This is a genomic window from Formosa sejongensis, from assembly GCF_033447105.1.
GTDB lineage: Bacteria > Bacteroidota > Bacteroidia > Flavobacteriales > Flavobacteriaceae > Formosa.
In genome coordinates this window covers 1-17,192 of record NZ_JAWQUN010000019.1, presented here as the reverse complement: position 1 = coordinate 17,192, position 17,192 = coordinate 1, and the positions used below count along the sequence as shown (strand labels likewise).

Annotated in this window: 12 protein-coding genes; 10 read left to right on the top strand and 2 right to left on the bottom strand. The window is 31.6% G+C overall.

The genetic code is table 11. The features are described from left to right. Positions 1-137 precede the first annotated feature (137 nt). Entirely contained in the window at positions 138-1,442 is a 1,305-nt protein-coding gene (locus R6X41_RS15180; RefSeq protein WP_318501197.1) for an NAD(P)/FAD-dependent oxidoreductase, read from the top strand. Between the two features lies 1 nt (position 1,443). Beyond that, positions 1,444-3,033, top strand: a complete 1,590-nt coding sequence (locus R6X41_RS15175; protein WP_318501196.1) for a 4Fe-4S binding protein — start codon at positions 1,444-1,446, stop codon at positions 3,031-3,033. Positions 3,034-3,457: 424 nt separating this feature from the next. On the opposite strand, the gene R6X41_RS15170 is transcribed toward R6X41_RS15175, so the two are convergent. After that, positions 3,458-4,786 carry a sodium:proton antiporter gene (locus R6X41_RS15170; RefSeq protein WP_318501195.1) on the bottom strand — a complete coding sequence of 443 codons (1,329 nt, stop codon included), beginning with the start codon at positions 4,784-4,786 and terminating at the stop codon, positions 3,458-3,460. A 688-nt stretch (positions 4,787-5,474) separates the two neighbouring features. Here R6X41_RS15170 and R6X41_RS15165 point away from each other — a divergent pair. From R6X41_RS15165 to R6X41_RS15140, 6 genes are all read left to right on the top strand, one after another. Continuing rightward, complete coding sequence (locus R6X41_RS15165; protein ID WP_318501194.1) at positions 5,475-6,026, top strand: RNA polymerase sigma-70 factor; 552 nt, start codon at positions 5,475-5,477, stop codon at positions 6,024-6,026. Between the two features lie 98 nt (positions 6,027-6,124). Further along, positions 6,125-7,063: a FecR family protein gene (locus R6X41_RS15160; protein WP_318501193.1), complete on the top strand. Its 939-nt coding sequence runs from the start codon at positions 6,125-6,127 to the stop codon at positions 7,061-7,063. Positions 7,064-7,148: 85 nt separating this feature from the next. Continuing rightward, positions 7,149-10,448: a SusC/RagA family TonB-linked outer membrane protein gene (locus R6X41_RS15155; RefSeq protein WP_318501192.1), complete on the top strand. Its 3,300-nt coding sequence runs from the start codon at positions 7,149-7,151 to the stop codon at positions 10,446-10,448. 12 nt (positions 10,449-10,460) lie between these two features. Beyond that, positions 10,461-12,005: a RagB/SusD family nutrient uptake outer membrane protein gene (locus tag R6X41_RS15150; RefSeq protein ID WP_318501191.1), complete on the top strand. Its 1,545-nt coding sequence runs from the start codon at positions 10,461-10,463 to the stop codon at positions 12,003-12,005. 1 nt (position 12,006) lies between these two features. Next, the gene (locus R6X41_RS15145; RefSeq protein WP_318501190.1) at positions 12,007-12,870 is read left to right on the top strand and encodes a glycerophosphodiester phosphodiesterase family protein; all 864 of its coding nucleotides are present in this window, start codon (positions 12,007-12,009) and stop codon (positions 12,868-12,870) included. 286 nt (positions 12,871-13,156) lie between these two features. Then, positions 13,157-14,998, top strand: coding sequence for a mechanosensitive ion channel family protein (locus R6X41_RS15140; RefSeq protein WP_318501189.1), 1,842 nt, complete (start codon positions 13,157-13,159; stop codon positions 14,996-14,998). 130 nt (positions 14,999-15,128) lie between these two features. Here the strand turns inward: R6X41_RS15140 and R6X41_RS15135 are convergent, their stop codons facing one another. Then, positions 15,129-15,473, bottom strand: coding sequence for a response regulator (locus tag R6X41_RS15135; RefSeq protein WP_318501188.1), 345 nt, complete (start codon positions 15,471-15,473; stop codon positions 15,129-15,131). Between the two features lie 491 nt (positions 15,474-15,964). Between R6X41_RS15135 and R6X41_RS15130 the strand changes: the two genes are divergently transcribed. Both R6X41_RS15130 and tssD read left to right on the top strand, forming a co-directional pair. Continuing rightward, a complete protein-coding gene (locus R6X41_RS15130; protein ID WP_318501187.1) occupies positions 15,965-16,654 on the top strand; it encodes a hypothetical protein in 690 nt (229 codons plus the stop codon). Between the two features lie 19 nt (positions 16,655-16,673). Further along, entirely contained in the window at positions 16,674-17,072 is a 399-nt protein-coding gene (gene tssD / locus R6X41_RS15125) for a type VI secretion system tube protein TssD (RefSeq protein ID WP_318501186.1), read from the top strand. Positions 17,073-17,192: the final 120 nt, after the last annotated feature.

The following is a 17,192-nucleotide window of genomic DNA, read 5'->3' as shown; positions in this document are numbered from 1 at the left end:
GAATTTTTAAAGTAATAAGAGGGTCTAGACTTATTTAAACCTTACAAACTCTCTATAATTTAAATACTTTCTAAATAAGAAGCCGCTTATAAGTTATTACCTTTAAGTTCGACCTAACATAAGATAACAATTAATCTATGGAACACATTGCCATTATAGGAAACGGAATTTCTGGGGTAACTCTAGCGAGACATATTAGAAAAAACTCCGACAAAAAAATCACTATAATTTCTTCGGAAACTGAATACTTTTTCTCTCGTACTGCACTCATGTATATTTATATGGGGCACATGAAATTTGAACACACCAAACCTTACGAAGATTGGTTTTGGAAAAAAAACAGAATCGAATTAAAGAAAGGGTTTGTAAAACAAGTCGATACAAAAACGAAAACGCTTTATTTTGCTGAAGGCGATCGTCTTGAATACGATAAACTTGTTATTGCTACAGGAAGTAAACCTAATAAATTTGGTTGGCCTGGTCAGGATTTAGAAGGTGTTATGGGCATGTATGCTAAACAAGATTTAGATAGTTTAGAAAAATATGCTCCTAATAAAGACGTGTGTAAAAGAGCTGTTATTGTAGGCGGTGGTTTAATTGGTATTGAAATGGCCGAAATGTTGAATAGCCGAAGTATTCCTGTAACATTTTTAGTCAGAGAAAATAGTTTTTGGAATGGTGTATTACCAAATGGTGAAAGTGAAATGGTTAATCGACATATTAAAAATCACCATATAGATCTTAGGTTATCTACAAATTTGAAGGAAATTATTTCTGACGAAAATGGTAAAGTGAAATCTGTAATTATTGAAGAAACAGGAGAAGAAATTCCGTGTAATGTAGTTGGTCTTACTGCAGGAGTTACACCAAATATTGACTTTTTAAGAGATTCCGGAATAGATATAGGCAGAGGTGTAAAAGTGAATCGTTTTTTAGAAACCAATATACCTAATATTTATGCCCTTGGTGATTGTGCAGAGCAACATGAAGCTATTGGAAACAGGCGTGCAATTGAAGCCGTTTGGTATACAGGCCGTATGATGGGTGAAGTTTTAGCACAAACTATTTGTGGTAATAAAATGGAATATAAGCCAGGACATTGGTTTAACTCGGCAAAATTTTTAGATATCGAATATCAAACGTATGGTTGGGTGTTTGGCGATAAAAATAAACCAGAATACGAACACCATTTCCATTGGAAACATGCAGACGACACGAAATGTATTACTGTAGCTTATCATAAAGAGACCAATGCGTTTTTAGGAATTAACACCTTCGGAATTCGTATGCGTCATGACGTGTTCGATCGTTGGCTTACAGAACATAGAGATCTAGATTATGTGATGAAACATCTTCCAGAAGCTAATTTTGATCCTGAATTCTATTCTCACTTTGAAAGCGAGATTTTACAAGTCTACACTAACCAATTACAAACAGTATAAAATGAGTAATAAAATAAACAATAGTATGTCATTGGCTAATCCCGATGCATTAGATATTACTAATAAACAAAAAATTGCACTTGCCATTGGTTCGGTGGGACTATTTATATTCATCTTAGCGCTTTTAAATACTAATTTTCCTAATAAAGCGGTATTTATAACACTTTCCTTAGGATCTATTTTTGGAGGTGTAATTTTATATTCTAGAGAAGCCTATCTTCATAAATTGGAAGGGATAAAAAACGATGGTGTTTGGTTTAAATCAATTTCTTCTCGTGGTATTTTAGGGTGGATGCTTGGTGTTGTATTAACCACGTTTTACATTGTACTGTACTTTTTTCCTAAATATTTAGGATTAGGAACCAACGGAGAAGCGAACTCAGGATTAATTGGCTTTTTCGATCCTTTAAGTCAGTTGTTAAGTGGGAGAGATGCGAGTCAGTGGTTTGTTTATGGTGTATTGTATACGGTTGCCATATTAGCTTTCGGGTATAAGTTTATGTTAAAATACAGACATAATCGCTACCAGCAATTACGTACAGGATCGGTTATGTTTTTTCAATTGGGTTTTGCCTTTTTGATTCCTGAATTTATGTACGTTATGAATAACGGTTTGCCATACTACGATCTTAAAAGTATATGGCCACTTAACTACTATATTTTTGATGAATGGTCTGTAAAAGGGTTTCTTTCTACAGGAAATATTGGTTTGGCATTGTTGTTATTTGGTTTACTATCTATCTTTGTTATTACACCTATTTTAACATACAAATATGGTAAACGTTGGTATTGTTCTTGGGTTTGTGGTTGTGGTGGATTAGCAGAAACTGCCGGTGATTCTTTTAGACAACTATCCTCTAAAAAAATGTCTGCTTGGAAGTTAGAACGTTGGTTAATTCATACCGTTTTAGTCTTTTCTATAGTGATGACGGTTGCTATGGTATATTCATATTTAGGTTATGATAAAAATGATTTCTGGTTAACAAGAGGTGTCTTTATCTCTTTAGTGATTGGGTTTTTAACAGTCGTTTTTGCTGCCGTGATGTACTTTAAAAGACAAGAATTAGGTAAAGATGCCAAAATGGGTGCTATTGGTTACGCGGTAGTTATTGCGTTACTATTAATTATGCATTTTACAGGAACTACAGAGCATTTGTTTTTTATTAAAGGCGGAACTTTAAGATCTGCTTATGGCTTGTATATCGGATCGATTTTTTCTGGAGTTATCGGAACAGGATTTTATCCGATTTTGGGAAACCGTTCTTGGTGTCGATTTGGGTGCCCAATGGCTGCTATTTTAGGGTTTCAGCAACGTTTATTTTCTAAATTTAGAATTACAACCAATGGCGGACAGTGTATTTCTTGTGGAAACTGTTCTAACAGTTGTGAAATGGGAATCGATGTAAGAGCTTATGCTCAGAAAGGTGAAAATATTGTACGCTCTAGTTGCGTGGGGTGTGGTATTTGTGCTGCAGTTTGCCCAAGAGGTGTTCTAAAATTAGAAAACGATTCTATGGAAGGACGTATTAATCCAACAGAAGTACTTTTAGGAAATGATGTTGATTTAATGGATTTACTTAATAAGAAATAGTTTAAACTCCTTTAAAATAAGGAAAGTTAGGTGTTGCACAGGTTGTAAATAATTTTTATATACACTAGTTGTGTGTAATTCTAAAAATTTAAATCAAATTGATTCATAAAATAATAAAAATAGCTTACTCTTTTTTGGATTTCAAGCTTCATTATTGCATCAGATTTGTATTAAATTTTATGGTTAATAATTCCTAATCATGGTGTGTTTTATTCGCTATAAAGGAAGTTTCTCAATCATTATGCATTTCCATTGCTATACATAGTTATCCCTTGTTTTTTCTATGTTATTCTATCTTTTATGTTTTTACATAATTAAATTAGAATCTGTATAAAAACAAAACACTTTCGTTAGGTAGGTCTCTACAGAACGAAAGTGTTTTTTATATAATATAAAGATGAAAATTCAAAAGGGAGCAACCTTTTTATAAGAATAAAAGTTGCGTAATAATATATATTGGTAATAAAATAATAAGTGAAAATTTAAACATATATCCAAAAAAGCTAGGCATTTTAATACCATGATCTTCAGCAATAGATTTTACCATAAAGTTTGGACCATTTCCAATGTAGGTTAATGCTCCAAAGAAAACAGCACTAGTCGCAATGGCTTTTAAAATGTGTTCGGCTACATTAGCAACTATTGGAACATTTTCGGCGATAACAATATTTGAAGCTACACTATGAAAAGCAACTGCAGTTGGTGTGTTGTCCAAAAATGCACTTAAAAACCCTGTTGCATAATAGAACTGCCATGCTTCTGTAAGTCCCATACCTGGGGCGTGTTGTTTTAGAAAGATTAGAGTTGGTGTCATGGTTATAAAAATACCAATGAATATAACAGCGACTTCTACAATAGGTCCCCATGAAAATTTATTTCTATCACGTGTTTTTTGAGGAGTTGTAAAGTATGCGATTGCAGTTAATATAACAAGCACAATTTCGCGTAAATGTTTTAGCCAAAAAGGAGCATCTTCTTTTGCCATTTCAGGGATTACATCGTGGTTAATGAAAGCAACAGATAAAATTACGCCTAATAAATAGATAAAATTTATTGCACCTGTAATACGTATAGGTTCTATTTCTCGTGCATCAGCTTCAAGATTTGATTTAGGTTCCTTTTTGTAATATCTAGTATCCATTATAAAATAAATTATAAGTAGAAGTGCTCCTGTAAATGCCCATTCTGGAACGAGGTTGAAAAACCACATAAAACTAGCTCCTCTTAAATATAACATTAATAATGGTGGATCTCCTAACGGAGTTAAAAGTCCTCCACAATTGGCAACAGCAGCAATAAAGAATAAAATGGTATGTATGTTATATTTTCTCTGGTGGTTAATTGAAATTACTGGACGTATAAGTAGCATAGCAGCACCAGTTGTTCCCATAAATGACGCTAATAGGTATCCAATACCTAAAAACAAAGTGTTAACCCAAGGTTTGGCTTTAATATCTCCGCTAAGATGTATACCTCCCGTAATTACAAATAATGATGTTAATAAAACAATGAAAGGTAGGTAGTCTCCTAAAATTTGGTGTTTAAGATGTTCTGTGAGTTCCATACTCACCAAATAATAAATTGTAGGGATACTTAAAACTGCTGAAAACAATAATTTATTACGATTATTTTCCCACCATTCCTCCGCAACAAGAGGTCCAATAGCTATAGCTAATAAAATAATAAAAAATGGAATTGAAGGCCAAAGAGGAATTTGTTGTACTAATTCTGTACTAGTATATATTAACAACATGACATAAATTTTATGGGACTGCTTTTGTATGACTAATTTAAAAAAATATATATTATGGAACCTCTATATTTTTGTTTAATTTTTATCTAAATGGTAAGAAATGAGATTTATTAAATTATGATTTTTTTCAATTAATCTTAAGCTTAATAAATTTGGAAGTCTAATTTGTTGTTAAATATTTATAAATCAGTGATTTTAATAATTCTTAAATTAAAGGATATTGTTGTCTTATTTCTCGTGTTTAGTGCAGTTTTTTTGATAAAAAAATACGTAATCAATATCAAAATTGCCAAATAAATTTAAGTGTTTTGAGTCTATTTGAGTATAGTTATCTAAAAATAACGCAGATTTGTGAGTATTGCAAAGCTGTTTTTACATAAAAAACGTTAAAAATAAAATTTGAATCCCCGTAAAATGCACGTTTTTTTATTTTTCATTCTGTAAATAGGTCTTATCAATAAAAGCACATTATTCAAATATAATTGAACACTGATTTGGGTTTTTAAAGCCGAATTGTATTTGGTAAAGTTATGTTCAATACTAATCTATTCACTTAAATTTCGAAGTATGAGATAGGTTAAAAACACAGTGGTTATAGGTGTTTGTCCGAATAATATTTTACATAACCTTAATATTAAAGGTGCTTTAGAACTTGTTAACTTTGAAAAAAAGTTAATATATAATTTATATGAATCAACAGGCTGAGCTTGATTTCGATCTAGTTTTTAATACCTATTGGAGTGGGTTGTATATTTATGCATATAATATTTTGAAAGATCGTTCTGCATCTGAAGATATTGTACAAGATGTATTTTTAGATTTTTGGAAAAGATCATTCTCAGTTGAAATTTCTCATGTAAAAGCTTATTTTTATCAAGCGGTAAAATATCAATGTGTTAATGAGTTAAAAAAGAGAAAAATTACATCTGTAGATTTAGAACACATTGAATCCCTCTTTTTACAAGATGACCTTCCTTCAGATTTTAATTACGATGATAAAACTCTAGGTCTTATTAGTATGATAATAGATGAAAAATTACCTTTAAAATGTAAGGAGATTTTTAAACTCCGCTATTATGAAGATATCAGTCCAAAAGAGATTGCTGTGCGATTAAATATATCGGTTAGTACAGTGGAAAATCAAATATATAAAGCACTCAAAATATTAAGATCAAACTCCGATCTTAACTTAAATATTTCAATGCTAATCTTAATTCATCATTACTCAATACTGTATTAACGTTAATTCAGCGTTAAAGACTTTAAGCAATCGTTAAGCGTTAAAAATCGCGTAGGTGTAATTATAAAAATAGATACTTAGTAAGAAACTGAGTACTTATGACCGATTACGAATTTAAAGATTTACTTCATCGTTACACTAATAATAACACCTCTGAAAGAGAATCTTTCGTCGTAGAGAGCTATCTAGAACGTTTTCAAAAAGACGGCTTAAGTGAAACGGATATAAAGTACAATTTAGACGTAAAAAACAGAATCTACTCAAATATTTTAAAGCATAAGAAAAAGGCAACAGTCTTTAATTTTAGAAACATAGCAGCTGCAGTATTATTATGTATTACGTCTTCTATACTTTTTAATATCATATCATCTAAAACAGAATTTATAGAAGTTGTTGCCCAAAGAGGAGAACAAACTAAAGTTCTTTTAAATGATTCTTCGGTGGTGTATTTAAATTCAGGAAGCACACTAAAATACCCAAAAGCTTTTGCAAAAAACGCTAGAGTAGTTACTCTAGAAGGTGAAGCCTTTTTTAAAGTAAAATCCAATCCAGAAAAACCATTCATTGTAACCTCTAATGCTTTTGAGACAAAAGTGTTAGGAACTCAATTTGTAATATCTAATTACAAAAATGTTACGCCTTCAGTCACTGTGAGTTCTGGAAAAGTAAAAGTGACCAATAAAAACGACACAAAAAACAGTCTTGTTTTAATTAAAAACGAAAGAGTAAAATTATCAAGCCTGTCTGAAGGTTTAATCAAAGAACATGTACAAGCCAAAAATTATACCACTTGGATTGACGGCTCTTTAGTTTTCAATAAAGCGAATTTGGTTGAAGTGGTTAATATGCTAAATCAGAAATATAGTAAGACTATTAAAATCACTTCTGAAACGTATTCGGAATGTACAATTAGCGGGACTTACAAAGACAAATCCCTAAACGATATCCTTGAAAGTTTACACTTTATATACGATATCGAATTTAAATATATAGATAATAAAACAATAGAATTAATAGCTAAACCCTGTAAAAATTAAAGCCTATGTGATAACGACTACCACCTCCAAAAAAAAAACTCGATAAAGGCTGCAACCCATACCGAGCACTATTAAAAACTAATCTGTGAAAATTAATTTAAATATCAAATATATTCAAAATATGTGTTTTGTTTCAAAAAAAAGTATAAAACGATCGCAATTCGCAATTGCCCTGTTGTTGTTTTGTTGTTTTCAAATATCAAATGCAATACCATTAATACCTAATAATTTAAATCAAACAAAGGTTGTATTAAACATAAAAGACGCAACTATTATTGAAGTTTTCGAGTCTATAGAAAGCCAAACGTCCTTAAATTTTATTTTTCCTGATGAAGTAAGGGACATAAAAAAAACCATTTCGTATTCTAATAAAATTACAAGTGTATCTAGTGTTTTAGATCAGTTGGTGCTACAAATGGAAATCGGTTATAGTATTTCTAACAATACAGTCTCTGTTAGAATTAAAAAGCAAAGCGAATTACAACAGCAATTATTAACTAGAGGTTTAGTGACCGACGAAAATAATATGCCTATTCCAGGAGTAGACGTGTTATTAAAAGGAACATTGAAAGGAACCATAACAGATTTTGATGGAAAATTTGAATTGGAAACACAGTCTATTAACGACATATTTGTGTTTACCCATATAGGTTACAATACAAAAGAACTTAAAGCATCATCCTATATTCAGGTACAAATGGTAGAGAATATCACTGGTTTAGACGAGGTTCTTGTTATTGGTTACGGAAAACAAAAGAAAAGAGACCTTACGGGAGCGGTAGCTTCGGTTAATGAAAAGGATTTCTCAGAAATTCCGGTTTCAAATCCATTAAGTGCAATCAAAGGAAAAGTTGCAGGAGTAGATGTTTATAATTCCAGTAACGAGCCAGGAAGTTCTGTAAATATTAGTATCCGTGGAGACAACTCAATTGGTGCAAATAATAATCCGTTAATCGTGTTAGATGGTATTCCACTAAATACTGGATTTGAAGAGATTAATCCGAATGATATTGCATCTATGGAAATTCTTAAAGATGCCTCTGCAACGGCAATTTATGGATCTAGAGCCTCTAATGGTGTTATTATAATTACAACTAAACGTGGTAAATCTGGAGAAACAAGAACGACTTTCAGCACGTATTATGGGATTACTACGCCTATAAACAACCTAGATTTAATGAATGGCGAAGAGTTTGCTCAGCTTAGAAGAGAAGCAAACCGCACGGTATCCGAAAACGGAAACTATCCAGATGATGAAGACATTTTTGATAATATCGCTTTAGAGTCTATACAAAATGGTACAGATACAGATTGGCAAGATTTTATTTATCATCCTGGAAGTAAAGAAAATTATCAGTTATCAATTACTGGAGGAAAAGAAAATACGCAATTCGCAACGTCCTTAAATTTTTATCAAGAAAATGGAGTTGTAGATAATGCAGATTATCAGAGAGGTTCCATTAGGATTAATTTAGATCATAAAATGAATAAATTTAAAATAGGTGTATCTTCTTTCTTAAGTCGCTCTAAACAAAATGTTGTTCAAAATGATTTGTATGATAATGTTTTAAGATTAAGTCCGCTAGGGACGGCTTATAACGACGATGGTTCTATACGTTATAGACCAACAAACGATGAAAGCCAAAGAGTGAATCCGTTATCAGATTTACAAAACTCTATAGACGAGAGATATGTCACTCATATTTTCGCTAGTATTTATGGTGAATATGAGTTTAACGATCATTTAAGTTATAGATTAAATATTGGTCCAGATTTAGAAATCGGTAACAGAGGTTATTTTTACGGGAGCGAAACAACAAATAATCAAGGTGGTTTATCTTCTGCAGGAATAAGCGATTCTGACGCATTTTCTTTCACTTTAGAAAACATCTTAAACTACTCAAACACATTTGGCGAGAAACACCAGTTTACTGCTACAGGGGTTCAAAGTTTTCAAACGCAAACAACCAAAACCAATTATAGCAATGTTAAAAATTTACCTTACGATTCTCAAGCGTATCATAATTTAGCAACAGCAGGAGAAGTTTCTAGTGTAGGTAGTAATTATAAAGATTGGGATTTAGTGTCATTTACTGGTAGAATTAACTATCAATACGACGACAGATATCTGTTTACTGCCACCGCAAGAGCCGATGGATCTTCACGATTTTCTGAAGGAAATAAATGGGGCTTTTTCCCATCTGCAGCATTAGCATGGCGAGTTTCAGAAGAAGGGTTCTTCGATAATGTTTCTAAGAATTTTATTTCCGATTTAAAATTTAGAGTCAGTTATGGAGAAACAGGAAATACAGGAATCGATCCGTATCAAACCTTTAGTGTCTTAGAAAAAAAACAATATATGTTTGGCGATAATGGCGTTATCGGTTTTATACCTAACTCGGTGTCCAATCCTAATTTAACTTGGGAAACGACTAAACAGTTTAATGTTGGTTTAGATTTTCAGTTCTGGAAACAACGATTAAGTGGTTCTATAAATTACTATATCGCAAATACAGACGACCTTTTATTACCTCGTAGTTTACCTTCTAGTTCAGGATTCTCTACCGTACTTGAAAACATTGGCTCTACTCAAAATAAAGGAATTGAAGTAAGCTTGTCTATAAATAATATTATTAGTACAGCTGATTTTAACTGGAACATAGATTTAAACTTTTCTAAAAACACCAATGAAATAACCGAGCTCTATGGTGATGGTACAGACGATGTTGGTAATGAATGGTTTTTAGGAAACCCAATTAATGTGTTCTACGATTATAATAAGTTAGGTATTTGGCAATTAGATGAAGCCGAACTAGCTGCAAGTTATGGTTTCGAACCGGGTCAAATTAAAGTTCAAGATCTAGATGAAAATGGTGTAATTAATGCCAACGACCGTATGGTTTTAGGATCGTCTACTCCAGATTGGATAGGTGGTTTAACCAACAGAATTTACTACAAAGGATTTGGTTTTTCATTTGTATTATACACCAGACAAAATGTTAAAACCTATTCAGAATGGTATGGTAATAATAACCGTTTAGCAGGAAGATATAATAATCTAGATGTAGATTATTGGACTCCAGAAAATCCTACAAACGAAAATCCTAGACCTAACGTGAGTCAGGAGAGTGTTTACCTAGGTTCAACTTTAGCCTATAAAGATGTCAGTTTTGTACGTGTGCGTAACATTGTATTAAGCTATGCATTACCAAGTCCAGTTTTAGAAAAATTAAAAATAAAAGAATTAACCTTTAATGTTACTGCAGATAATCCCTTCACTTTTACGTCTTACGATGGTTTAGATCCTGAATTTGAATCTAATGGTGAAAGAGCCTTATATCCTTCTGTTAAAACCCTTTCAATGGGATTAAATTTAACCTTTTAACTTACTAAAAAAATGAAAAAAGAATATAAAAGTTTAGTGTTACTAACTTTCGGTTTATTTCTATTTACAACCTCTTGTAGCTTAGAAGAAGAACCTATTTCAGAAGCCACTCCAGATGTTATTTATAAATCCGTTACAGGAATAGAAAATGGAGTTAATGGTACATACTCTATTTTAAGAGACATCTATGGATCGCAAACAGGCTTTACACTTACCACATTTGGTACCGATCTTTTTAGACATGGTAAAGATGGCGGATACAAAGCCATGGACATGTATACTTCAGAATTAAATTCATCTATGAGTTACATAAATAACATGTGGACCGATTGTTATTTAGGAATAAATGCTGCTAATACAGTTTTAGATCGGATAGATGCAGTTGCAGATTTATCTGAAGCTAAAAAAACAGCATTTAAAGCAGAAGTCCGCTTTTTAAGAGCACATTACTACTACTGGTTAACCCTTCAATTTGGTGATGTGGTGTTAAAGCAAGCCGAAACCAAAGGTGTAGAAACAGATGGCGTAAGAACATCTAAAGAAACGATTTGGGAGTTTATGAAAGTAGATACCGAATTTGCGGTTAGTAATTTGGATTGGACATCTTCAGAAATAGGTCGTGTCACTAAAGGTGCTGCACTTCATCAATTGGTAAAAATTAATTTACTAATGAAAGATTACTCAGCTGCAGAAAAGAACGGACTTGAACTTATCCAACAAGGCCCTTATCAGTTACAAAATACCTATGCAGAGGTTTTTGATTATAACAATCAAGTTAACAGTGAAATTATTTTTTCTGTACAATACGGAACAGATCCATTAAGCAACGGAGATGGTAATCAAGGTCATTTATTTTTTACACCTGCTTACGATCAATATCCAGGCTTAAGCAGAGATGTTACTCAAGGAGGTAGACCATTTACACGCTTTAGACCAACAGATTTCTTTAGAAATTTATTTGATGAAAATGACGCTCGTTTTGATGAAACCTTTAGATACACTTGGACCTATAATAATGCAGAATCAATACCTGATGGCATGTCAATTGGAGATACTGTAGTTTGGGAAGCAGAAGATGGAACGTTTTCTAAAATTGCGCCAAATATAGATAAAATGCACTGGGGAATGAAAAAACACGACGACCCAACGCGAGCAAGTTTTCAAGATCAAGCAGGGTTTAGAGACTTTTTTGTGAGTCGTTTGTCTGATACTTATTTATTAGTTGCTGAAGCCTTATTCTTTCAAGGTAAACAAGCCGAAGCAGCAATTTATATTAACACTATTAGAAATAGAGCAGCCAAACCCAATACCCAATTAACGGCTATAACTGCAAGCGATGTTACTCTAGATTTTATTTTAGACGAAAGAGCTAGAGAATTAGGAGGAGAGGCCATGCGTTGGATGGATTTAACAAGAACAGGAAAGTTAGAAGAACGTGTAAAAACCTATAATCCTAACGGATCAAACAATATTAAAAATTACCATGTTTTAAGACCAATACCCCAAGCTCAAATTGATTTAAGTGATGTTGAATTTCCACAAAACCCAGGATACTAAGATGAAAAAAAATATATTTTTATTGTTAGCTATAACAGTTATAAGCTTAACAAGTTACGCACAGACGACAAAGTTAGATAGTTTAATTACAAACTACAATAATCAAGATTATGTAATGGTTGTTTCGCATAGAGCAGATCGTATTACATATCCGGAAAACTCTATAGCAGCTATAACTAAAGCGATCAGAATTGGTGTTGATATTGTAGAATTAGATGTTAGAGAAACTAAAGATGGTGAATTAATAATTATGCATGATGGTACCATAGACAGAACAACTAACGGTACAGGTCAAGTAAAAGATTTAGACTGGTCTTATTTAAAAAGTTTATACTTAAAAAAAGGAGACAGTATTACCAAGGATAAAATTCCAACATTAGAAGAGGTTTTTCAACTGACAAAAGGAAAAATATTAATCGACTTAGATTTTAAAACAAGTTCTGAACAGGCTGTTCTAAATACGTATAAATTAATCGAAAAATACCAAATGGAACAAGAGGTTATTTTCTATTTATATGATTATAAAAAAGTACCTAAAGTGTATGCCTTAAATCCAAATGTCAAAATTATGCCAAGGGCTTATTCTGCAGAAGATGTTGAAAATATTTTGAAATGGGATTATATTACCGTAATCCAAGTAGATGATAGATTTTACACAGATGAATTACTGAAAAAGGCATTCGATAAAGGTATGCGAGTTTGGGTAAATGCCTTAGGAGATTATGATGATATGGAAAGAGTTGAAAAATATTCAGGCTTTAAGAAATGTTTTGATAAGAAGTATATTAATGTAATCCAAACAGATTTCCCTCAACATCTTCTAGATTATTTAAACATGAATAATTATAGAAATTATAAAAAATAAAAAATTTTTGTTTTGTTATTTGATTAAGACTCTATGGATATTTTGGTATTCGTAGAGTTTTTTTATTAAATTGATTCAGTTAAAAATTTTAAAAAAAATAATAAAAAAGAATATCTAGATAGATCGTTTTTACTTTATTGGGCTATTACAATATCACTAAAAACGGTTTGAAAAAATGTTCGATATTAGAATAAATAAAACAATATAATATGTAAAATAGAGCGCTGTTTTTTAATAGAAATAGAGTTAACTTTAAAATGATATAACCGCTAGATAACCAATCGACATGCTAACCAACATTTTACTTCATTTCGGTGACCCGAAATCGTTAAGTTCCTTATATAAACAAGGTGCTTTCTTTATGGCTAAAGTAGTTAAAGTTTTTATGTTGTTTTTGGTCTTATTTTCCTTCAGCTTAAATGCGCAGACAGAAAATAAAGAAGTAAGTCCTGAAACTGTAAATCAGGAAAATTCTAAATTTATTAATGGTTCAGAATTAAAAACCGAAATAGAATCTATTTTAGTCGCTGAAGAACAATTAATTGAACATAAAAGGAAACACAGCGATTCTATACTTAAAAGCACAAAAGGATATCCTGTTCGTGGTCTAGCAAATGACACCCTTTTTTATATTTATTCTAAAATTGGTGCGTCTACACCAAAAGATAGAGCGACAAATATCAGTTCAAAAATTAAAGCTTTATATGATGATGATTTCTTCGAGCCCGATTCCATTCTTGTCTTAGCATCGGAAGGCACGTATGATATTGTTTACGGAGAAATAATTATAATGAACGTGTCTAAATCGGATGCCATGTGGCATAATAAACCATTAGAAGCATTAGCTATTGATTATAAGAACGATATTAAAAATGCCATCTCTAGCGTTAAAGAAGAACGAAAATTATCTAAAATTTTAATCAGATTTGGTGTTGCCTTTTTGGTCATTGGATTTATAGGATTTCTTATTTGGCTCTTAAGAAAAGCACATCATAGGTTAATGGTTTGGGTAGAATCTAAAAAAGATAAATGGTTAAAAAGTTTATCTTATAAAGACTATACTGTTTTAACAGCCGAACAAGAACTTAATGCGGTGTTTTTCCTATTGAAAGTATTACGTTGGCTCATATTTATATTGATTCTTTATATAACACTACCCATTGTTTTTAGCATATTTCCTATTTCTCGTCATTGGGCTGGCACCTTATTTCATTTAATTTGGTCGCCGTTTAAAGTGATATTCGTATCCATCTGGGACTACCTTCCTAATCTTTTTAGCATATTGGTTATTTACCTCGTAATGCGGTATGTTATTAAGGGGATTAGATATGTTTTTAAAGAGATAGAAGTCGAAAATCTTAAAATTTCAGGCTTTCATTCAGATTGGGCAATACCAACATTTAGCATTGTTAAATTTCTGCTATATGCCTTTATGTTTGTGCTTATTTTTCCGTTTTTACCAGGTTCAGATTCTAATATATTTAAAGGCGTTTCTGTTTTTGTAGGGATATTATTTTCTTTAGGATCGTCTACGGCCATCGCGAATATGGTTGCAGGATTAGTGATTACTTATATGAGACCTTTTAAAATTGGAGACCGAATTAAGATAGCTGATGTTAGTGGGGATGTGGTTGAAAAATCCTTATTGGTTACAAGAATCAGAACCATAAAAAACGAAATAATTACCATTCCAAATTCTTCAGTATTGTCTGGGAATACAATAAATTACAGTAGCGATGCAAACGAGAGAGGCTTAATTTTACATACAACGGTAACAATAGGTTATGATGTACCTTGGAAAGATATTCATCAAGCGCTTATAGATGCTGCTTTGCTAACAGATCATATTTTAAAAACACCCATTCCTTTTGTTTTACAGACGAGTCTAGATGATTTTTATGTAGCCTATCAAATTAATGCGTACACCAAAGAAGCGTCTAAACAAGCGCATATTTATTCTCAATTAAATCAGAATATTCAGAACGTTTGTAACGAAAGAGGTATTGAAATCCTTTCGCCGCATTATCGCGCTGCAAGAGATGGAAATAATACAACGATACCTGCAGAGTATTTGCCAAAAGATTATACGGCACCGAGTTTTAATGTTAAAATAGATAAGAAGGAGTAAACATGAAATTAGTATATAAGTACTAATGGGTTTTCTTTATTAAATTGGAAGCAAGGGTTTTTAGAAAGTCATTTATTTTATAAGGTTTTACTATAGAGTCATCAAATTGAGCATTTCCAAAACGATTTTCTTATTCGTCATGGGTTACTGCTGTAAGGGCAATAACAATAACGGGTTTATTTAGTTTTCGGACTTCATTTGTCGCCTCAATACCATTCATAATAGGCATGTTAATATACATGAGCACGATGTCGTAATCTGTTCGTTTTATCTTTTCTATACTCTCTAAACCATTTGTGGCAACTTCTACTAAAATACCATGTGTTTCCAACGTTTTTTTAGTGACTAAAAGATTGATACTATTATCGCAAACATCGACATTACAATTTTGCTTTTTAGAAATTCCGAAATTCATTTCAAAATATAAATTAGACTCTTTATCTAAAACACTTTCAGGTTGAATTTTTGAGACCATGTCTAAAAGCAATTTTTTGTACAATAGTTAGTCCTAAACCAGAAGCTTGAAAATAGCCTTGATGTTTTAATTGTCTAAATTCTTTAAAGATTTTTTGTTGATCTAGTTCTGAAATTCTTTTCCCTGTTACTTGACTTCAAATTTTAAAGTCAAGTTGTCCTCTACATGTTCTAAAAAGAGAAACAACCAGTTCTACTTGGCCCTCAATCGTAAGTTTTAATGCATTTCCTAACAAATTAATAAGAATCTGAAACAATTTAGTCTGATCTCGTTTTATCCAATCTGGAATTTTAGGATCTAAAGAAATTATAAAATCATTGTGCGTCTGTTCAGTAATTTACTCTAACGATTCCTTTATGTTATTTAGAAAATTATTTAAAATATCTAAATAGAACGTTTTTATTTTATCTTAGTATTACAATATCACTGAAAACGGTTAGAAAAAATCAGTTGTATTGGTCCAACTTTGTATTAAATTAAAACAAACAACCATGGATTTTAAAACAATGTTACAATTACCTGTATTAGATACAAACCAGGTTTTAAAGATACTTCAAGAAATAGCAAACATAGAAAGAAAGGAAGATAAACCACGTATGCCTAAGGTTACAATTAGCACACATTCAGATAGTGCTTCTGGTTTTTTTGTAAACTATGATTCAGAAAAACATGTTATTTTATTATGTGATATTTACGATCGCGATGCACAATTTCAATACATCGAATCTCATTCTATTTCTTCAATTTCATTGAGTAACATTAATAAGTATGGTTATTTATTATCAGACGGAAAAATTCCTTTTATACCAGATGCTAGTGAAATTCCGACAGTACTTCAACTTAAAAAAGATATTAATACTTTAGAGTTAGAGGTCAAAGAGGCTTTAGGGAAAGAAATTTCTATAGGGTATATGCATGACGGAATTCCAGAAGATCTTGATAAATTTTATGCTTCGAAAGTATTGAATTTATTAAAAGAAATACTGGCTAAAATAGCTGTAGACAATCTGGCTAAAGACGCTTTCATAGAATCAATTGCTATAGTGAATTTTAATTTAGGTGAACAAAATAATTCATCGTTAGTGAATGATGTCCTTTCGATCACAGTAGATATTTCCAAAGGTTTGAAAAGTTTTCCATCAGCTATAAAGTTACAAGATCAAATAGAAAAATGTTTATAAATAAAAATAGAATAATAGTATGCTAGAATCTAATGTTACCGGTCGTATAGAATTACTAATAAAAAAAGATAGTAAAACAGAAAAAATATTTACACTTAGTCAATGTGACTATAATATTTCACCAAATTATTATGTAGAAGAGGAGGAACCAACAGTTGTAGAGATAAATCTTTCTGGAGGAATAAATACAGGTGTAGATACCCTTTTTTTAGAATGGATGAGTAAACAGAAAGGAGAATGGTCTGGTAATTTAAAAATATACAGTAGAGATATGGAAAAGCCAGTTGTAACTATAAAATTTGATAAAATAGTACCTATGAATTATAGCCAGTCTTTTTCAGAATTTAGTTCTGGCACTAATGATATTTACTTTAGTTCTATATTAAGAGGTGTTGTTTTAAATGATATAAAAATGTAGAGGTCAGTATATAAATACTTATCTTTAAACCTAAGAAACACATTAAAACATGAACATATTTACAGGTCAAAATCTTCTAGAGTTTTCTGATCGATTTAAAACCGACCTTGATTGTAAGGA

Bases quoted from the DNA above. Each gene is read 5' to 3' on its own strand.
- R6X41_RS15180 (WP_318501197.1), top strand. From the start codon at position 138: ATGGAACACATTGCCATTATAGGAAACGGAATTTCTGGGGTAACTCTA.
- R6X41_RS15145 (WP_318501190.1), top strand. From the start codon at position 12,007: ATGAAAAAAAATATATTTTTATTGTTAGCTATAACAGTTATAAGCTTA.
- R6X41_RS15150 (WP_318501191.1), top strand. From the start codon at position 10,461: ATGAAAAAAGAATATAAAAGTTTAGTGTTACTAACTTTCGGTTTATTT.
- R6X41_RS15165 (WP_318501194.1), top strand. From the start codon at position 5,475: ATGAATCAACAGGCTGAGCTTGATTTCGATCTAGTTTTTAATACCTAT.
- R6X41_RS15175 (WP_318501196.1), top strand. From the start codon at position 1,444: ATGAGTAATAAAATAAACAATAGTATGTCATTGGCTAATCCCGATGCA.
- R6X41_RS15140 (WP_318501189.1), top strand. From the start codon at position 13,157: ATGCTAACCAACATTTTACTTCATTTCGGTGACCCGAAATCGTTAAGT.
- R6X41_RS15160 (WP_318501193.1), top strand. From the start codon at position 6,125: ATGACCGATTACGAATTTAAAGATTTACTTCATCGTTACACTAATAAT.
- R6X41_RS15130 (WP_318501187.1), top strand. From the start codon at position 15,965: ATGGATTTTAAAACAATGTTACAATTACCTGTATTAGATACAAACCAG.
- tssD (WP_318501186.1), top strand. From the start codon at position 16,674: ATGCTAGAATCTAATGTTACCGGTCGTATAGAATTACTAATAAAAAAA.
- R6X41_RS15135 (WP_318501188.1), bottom strand. From the start codon at position 15,473: ATGGTCTCAAAAATTCAACCTGAAAGTGTTTTAGATAAAGAGTCTAAT.
- R6X41_RS15170 (WP_318501195.1), bottom strand. From the start codon at position 4,786: ATGTTGTTAATATATACTAGTACAGAATTAGTACAACAAATTCCTCTT.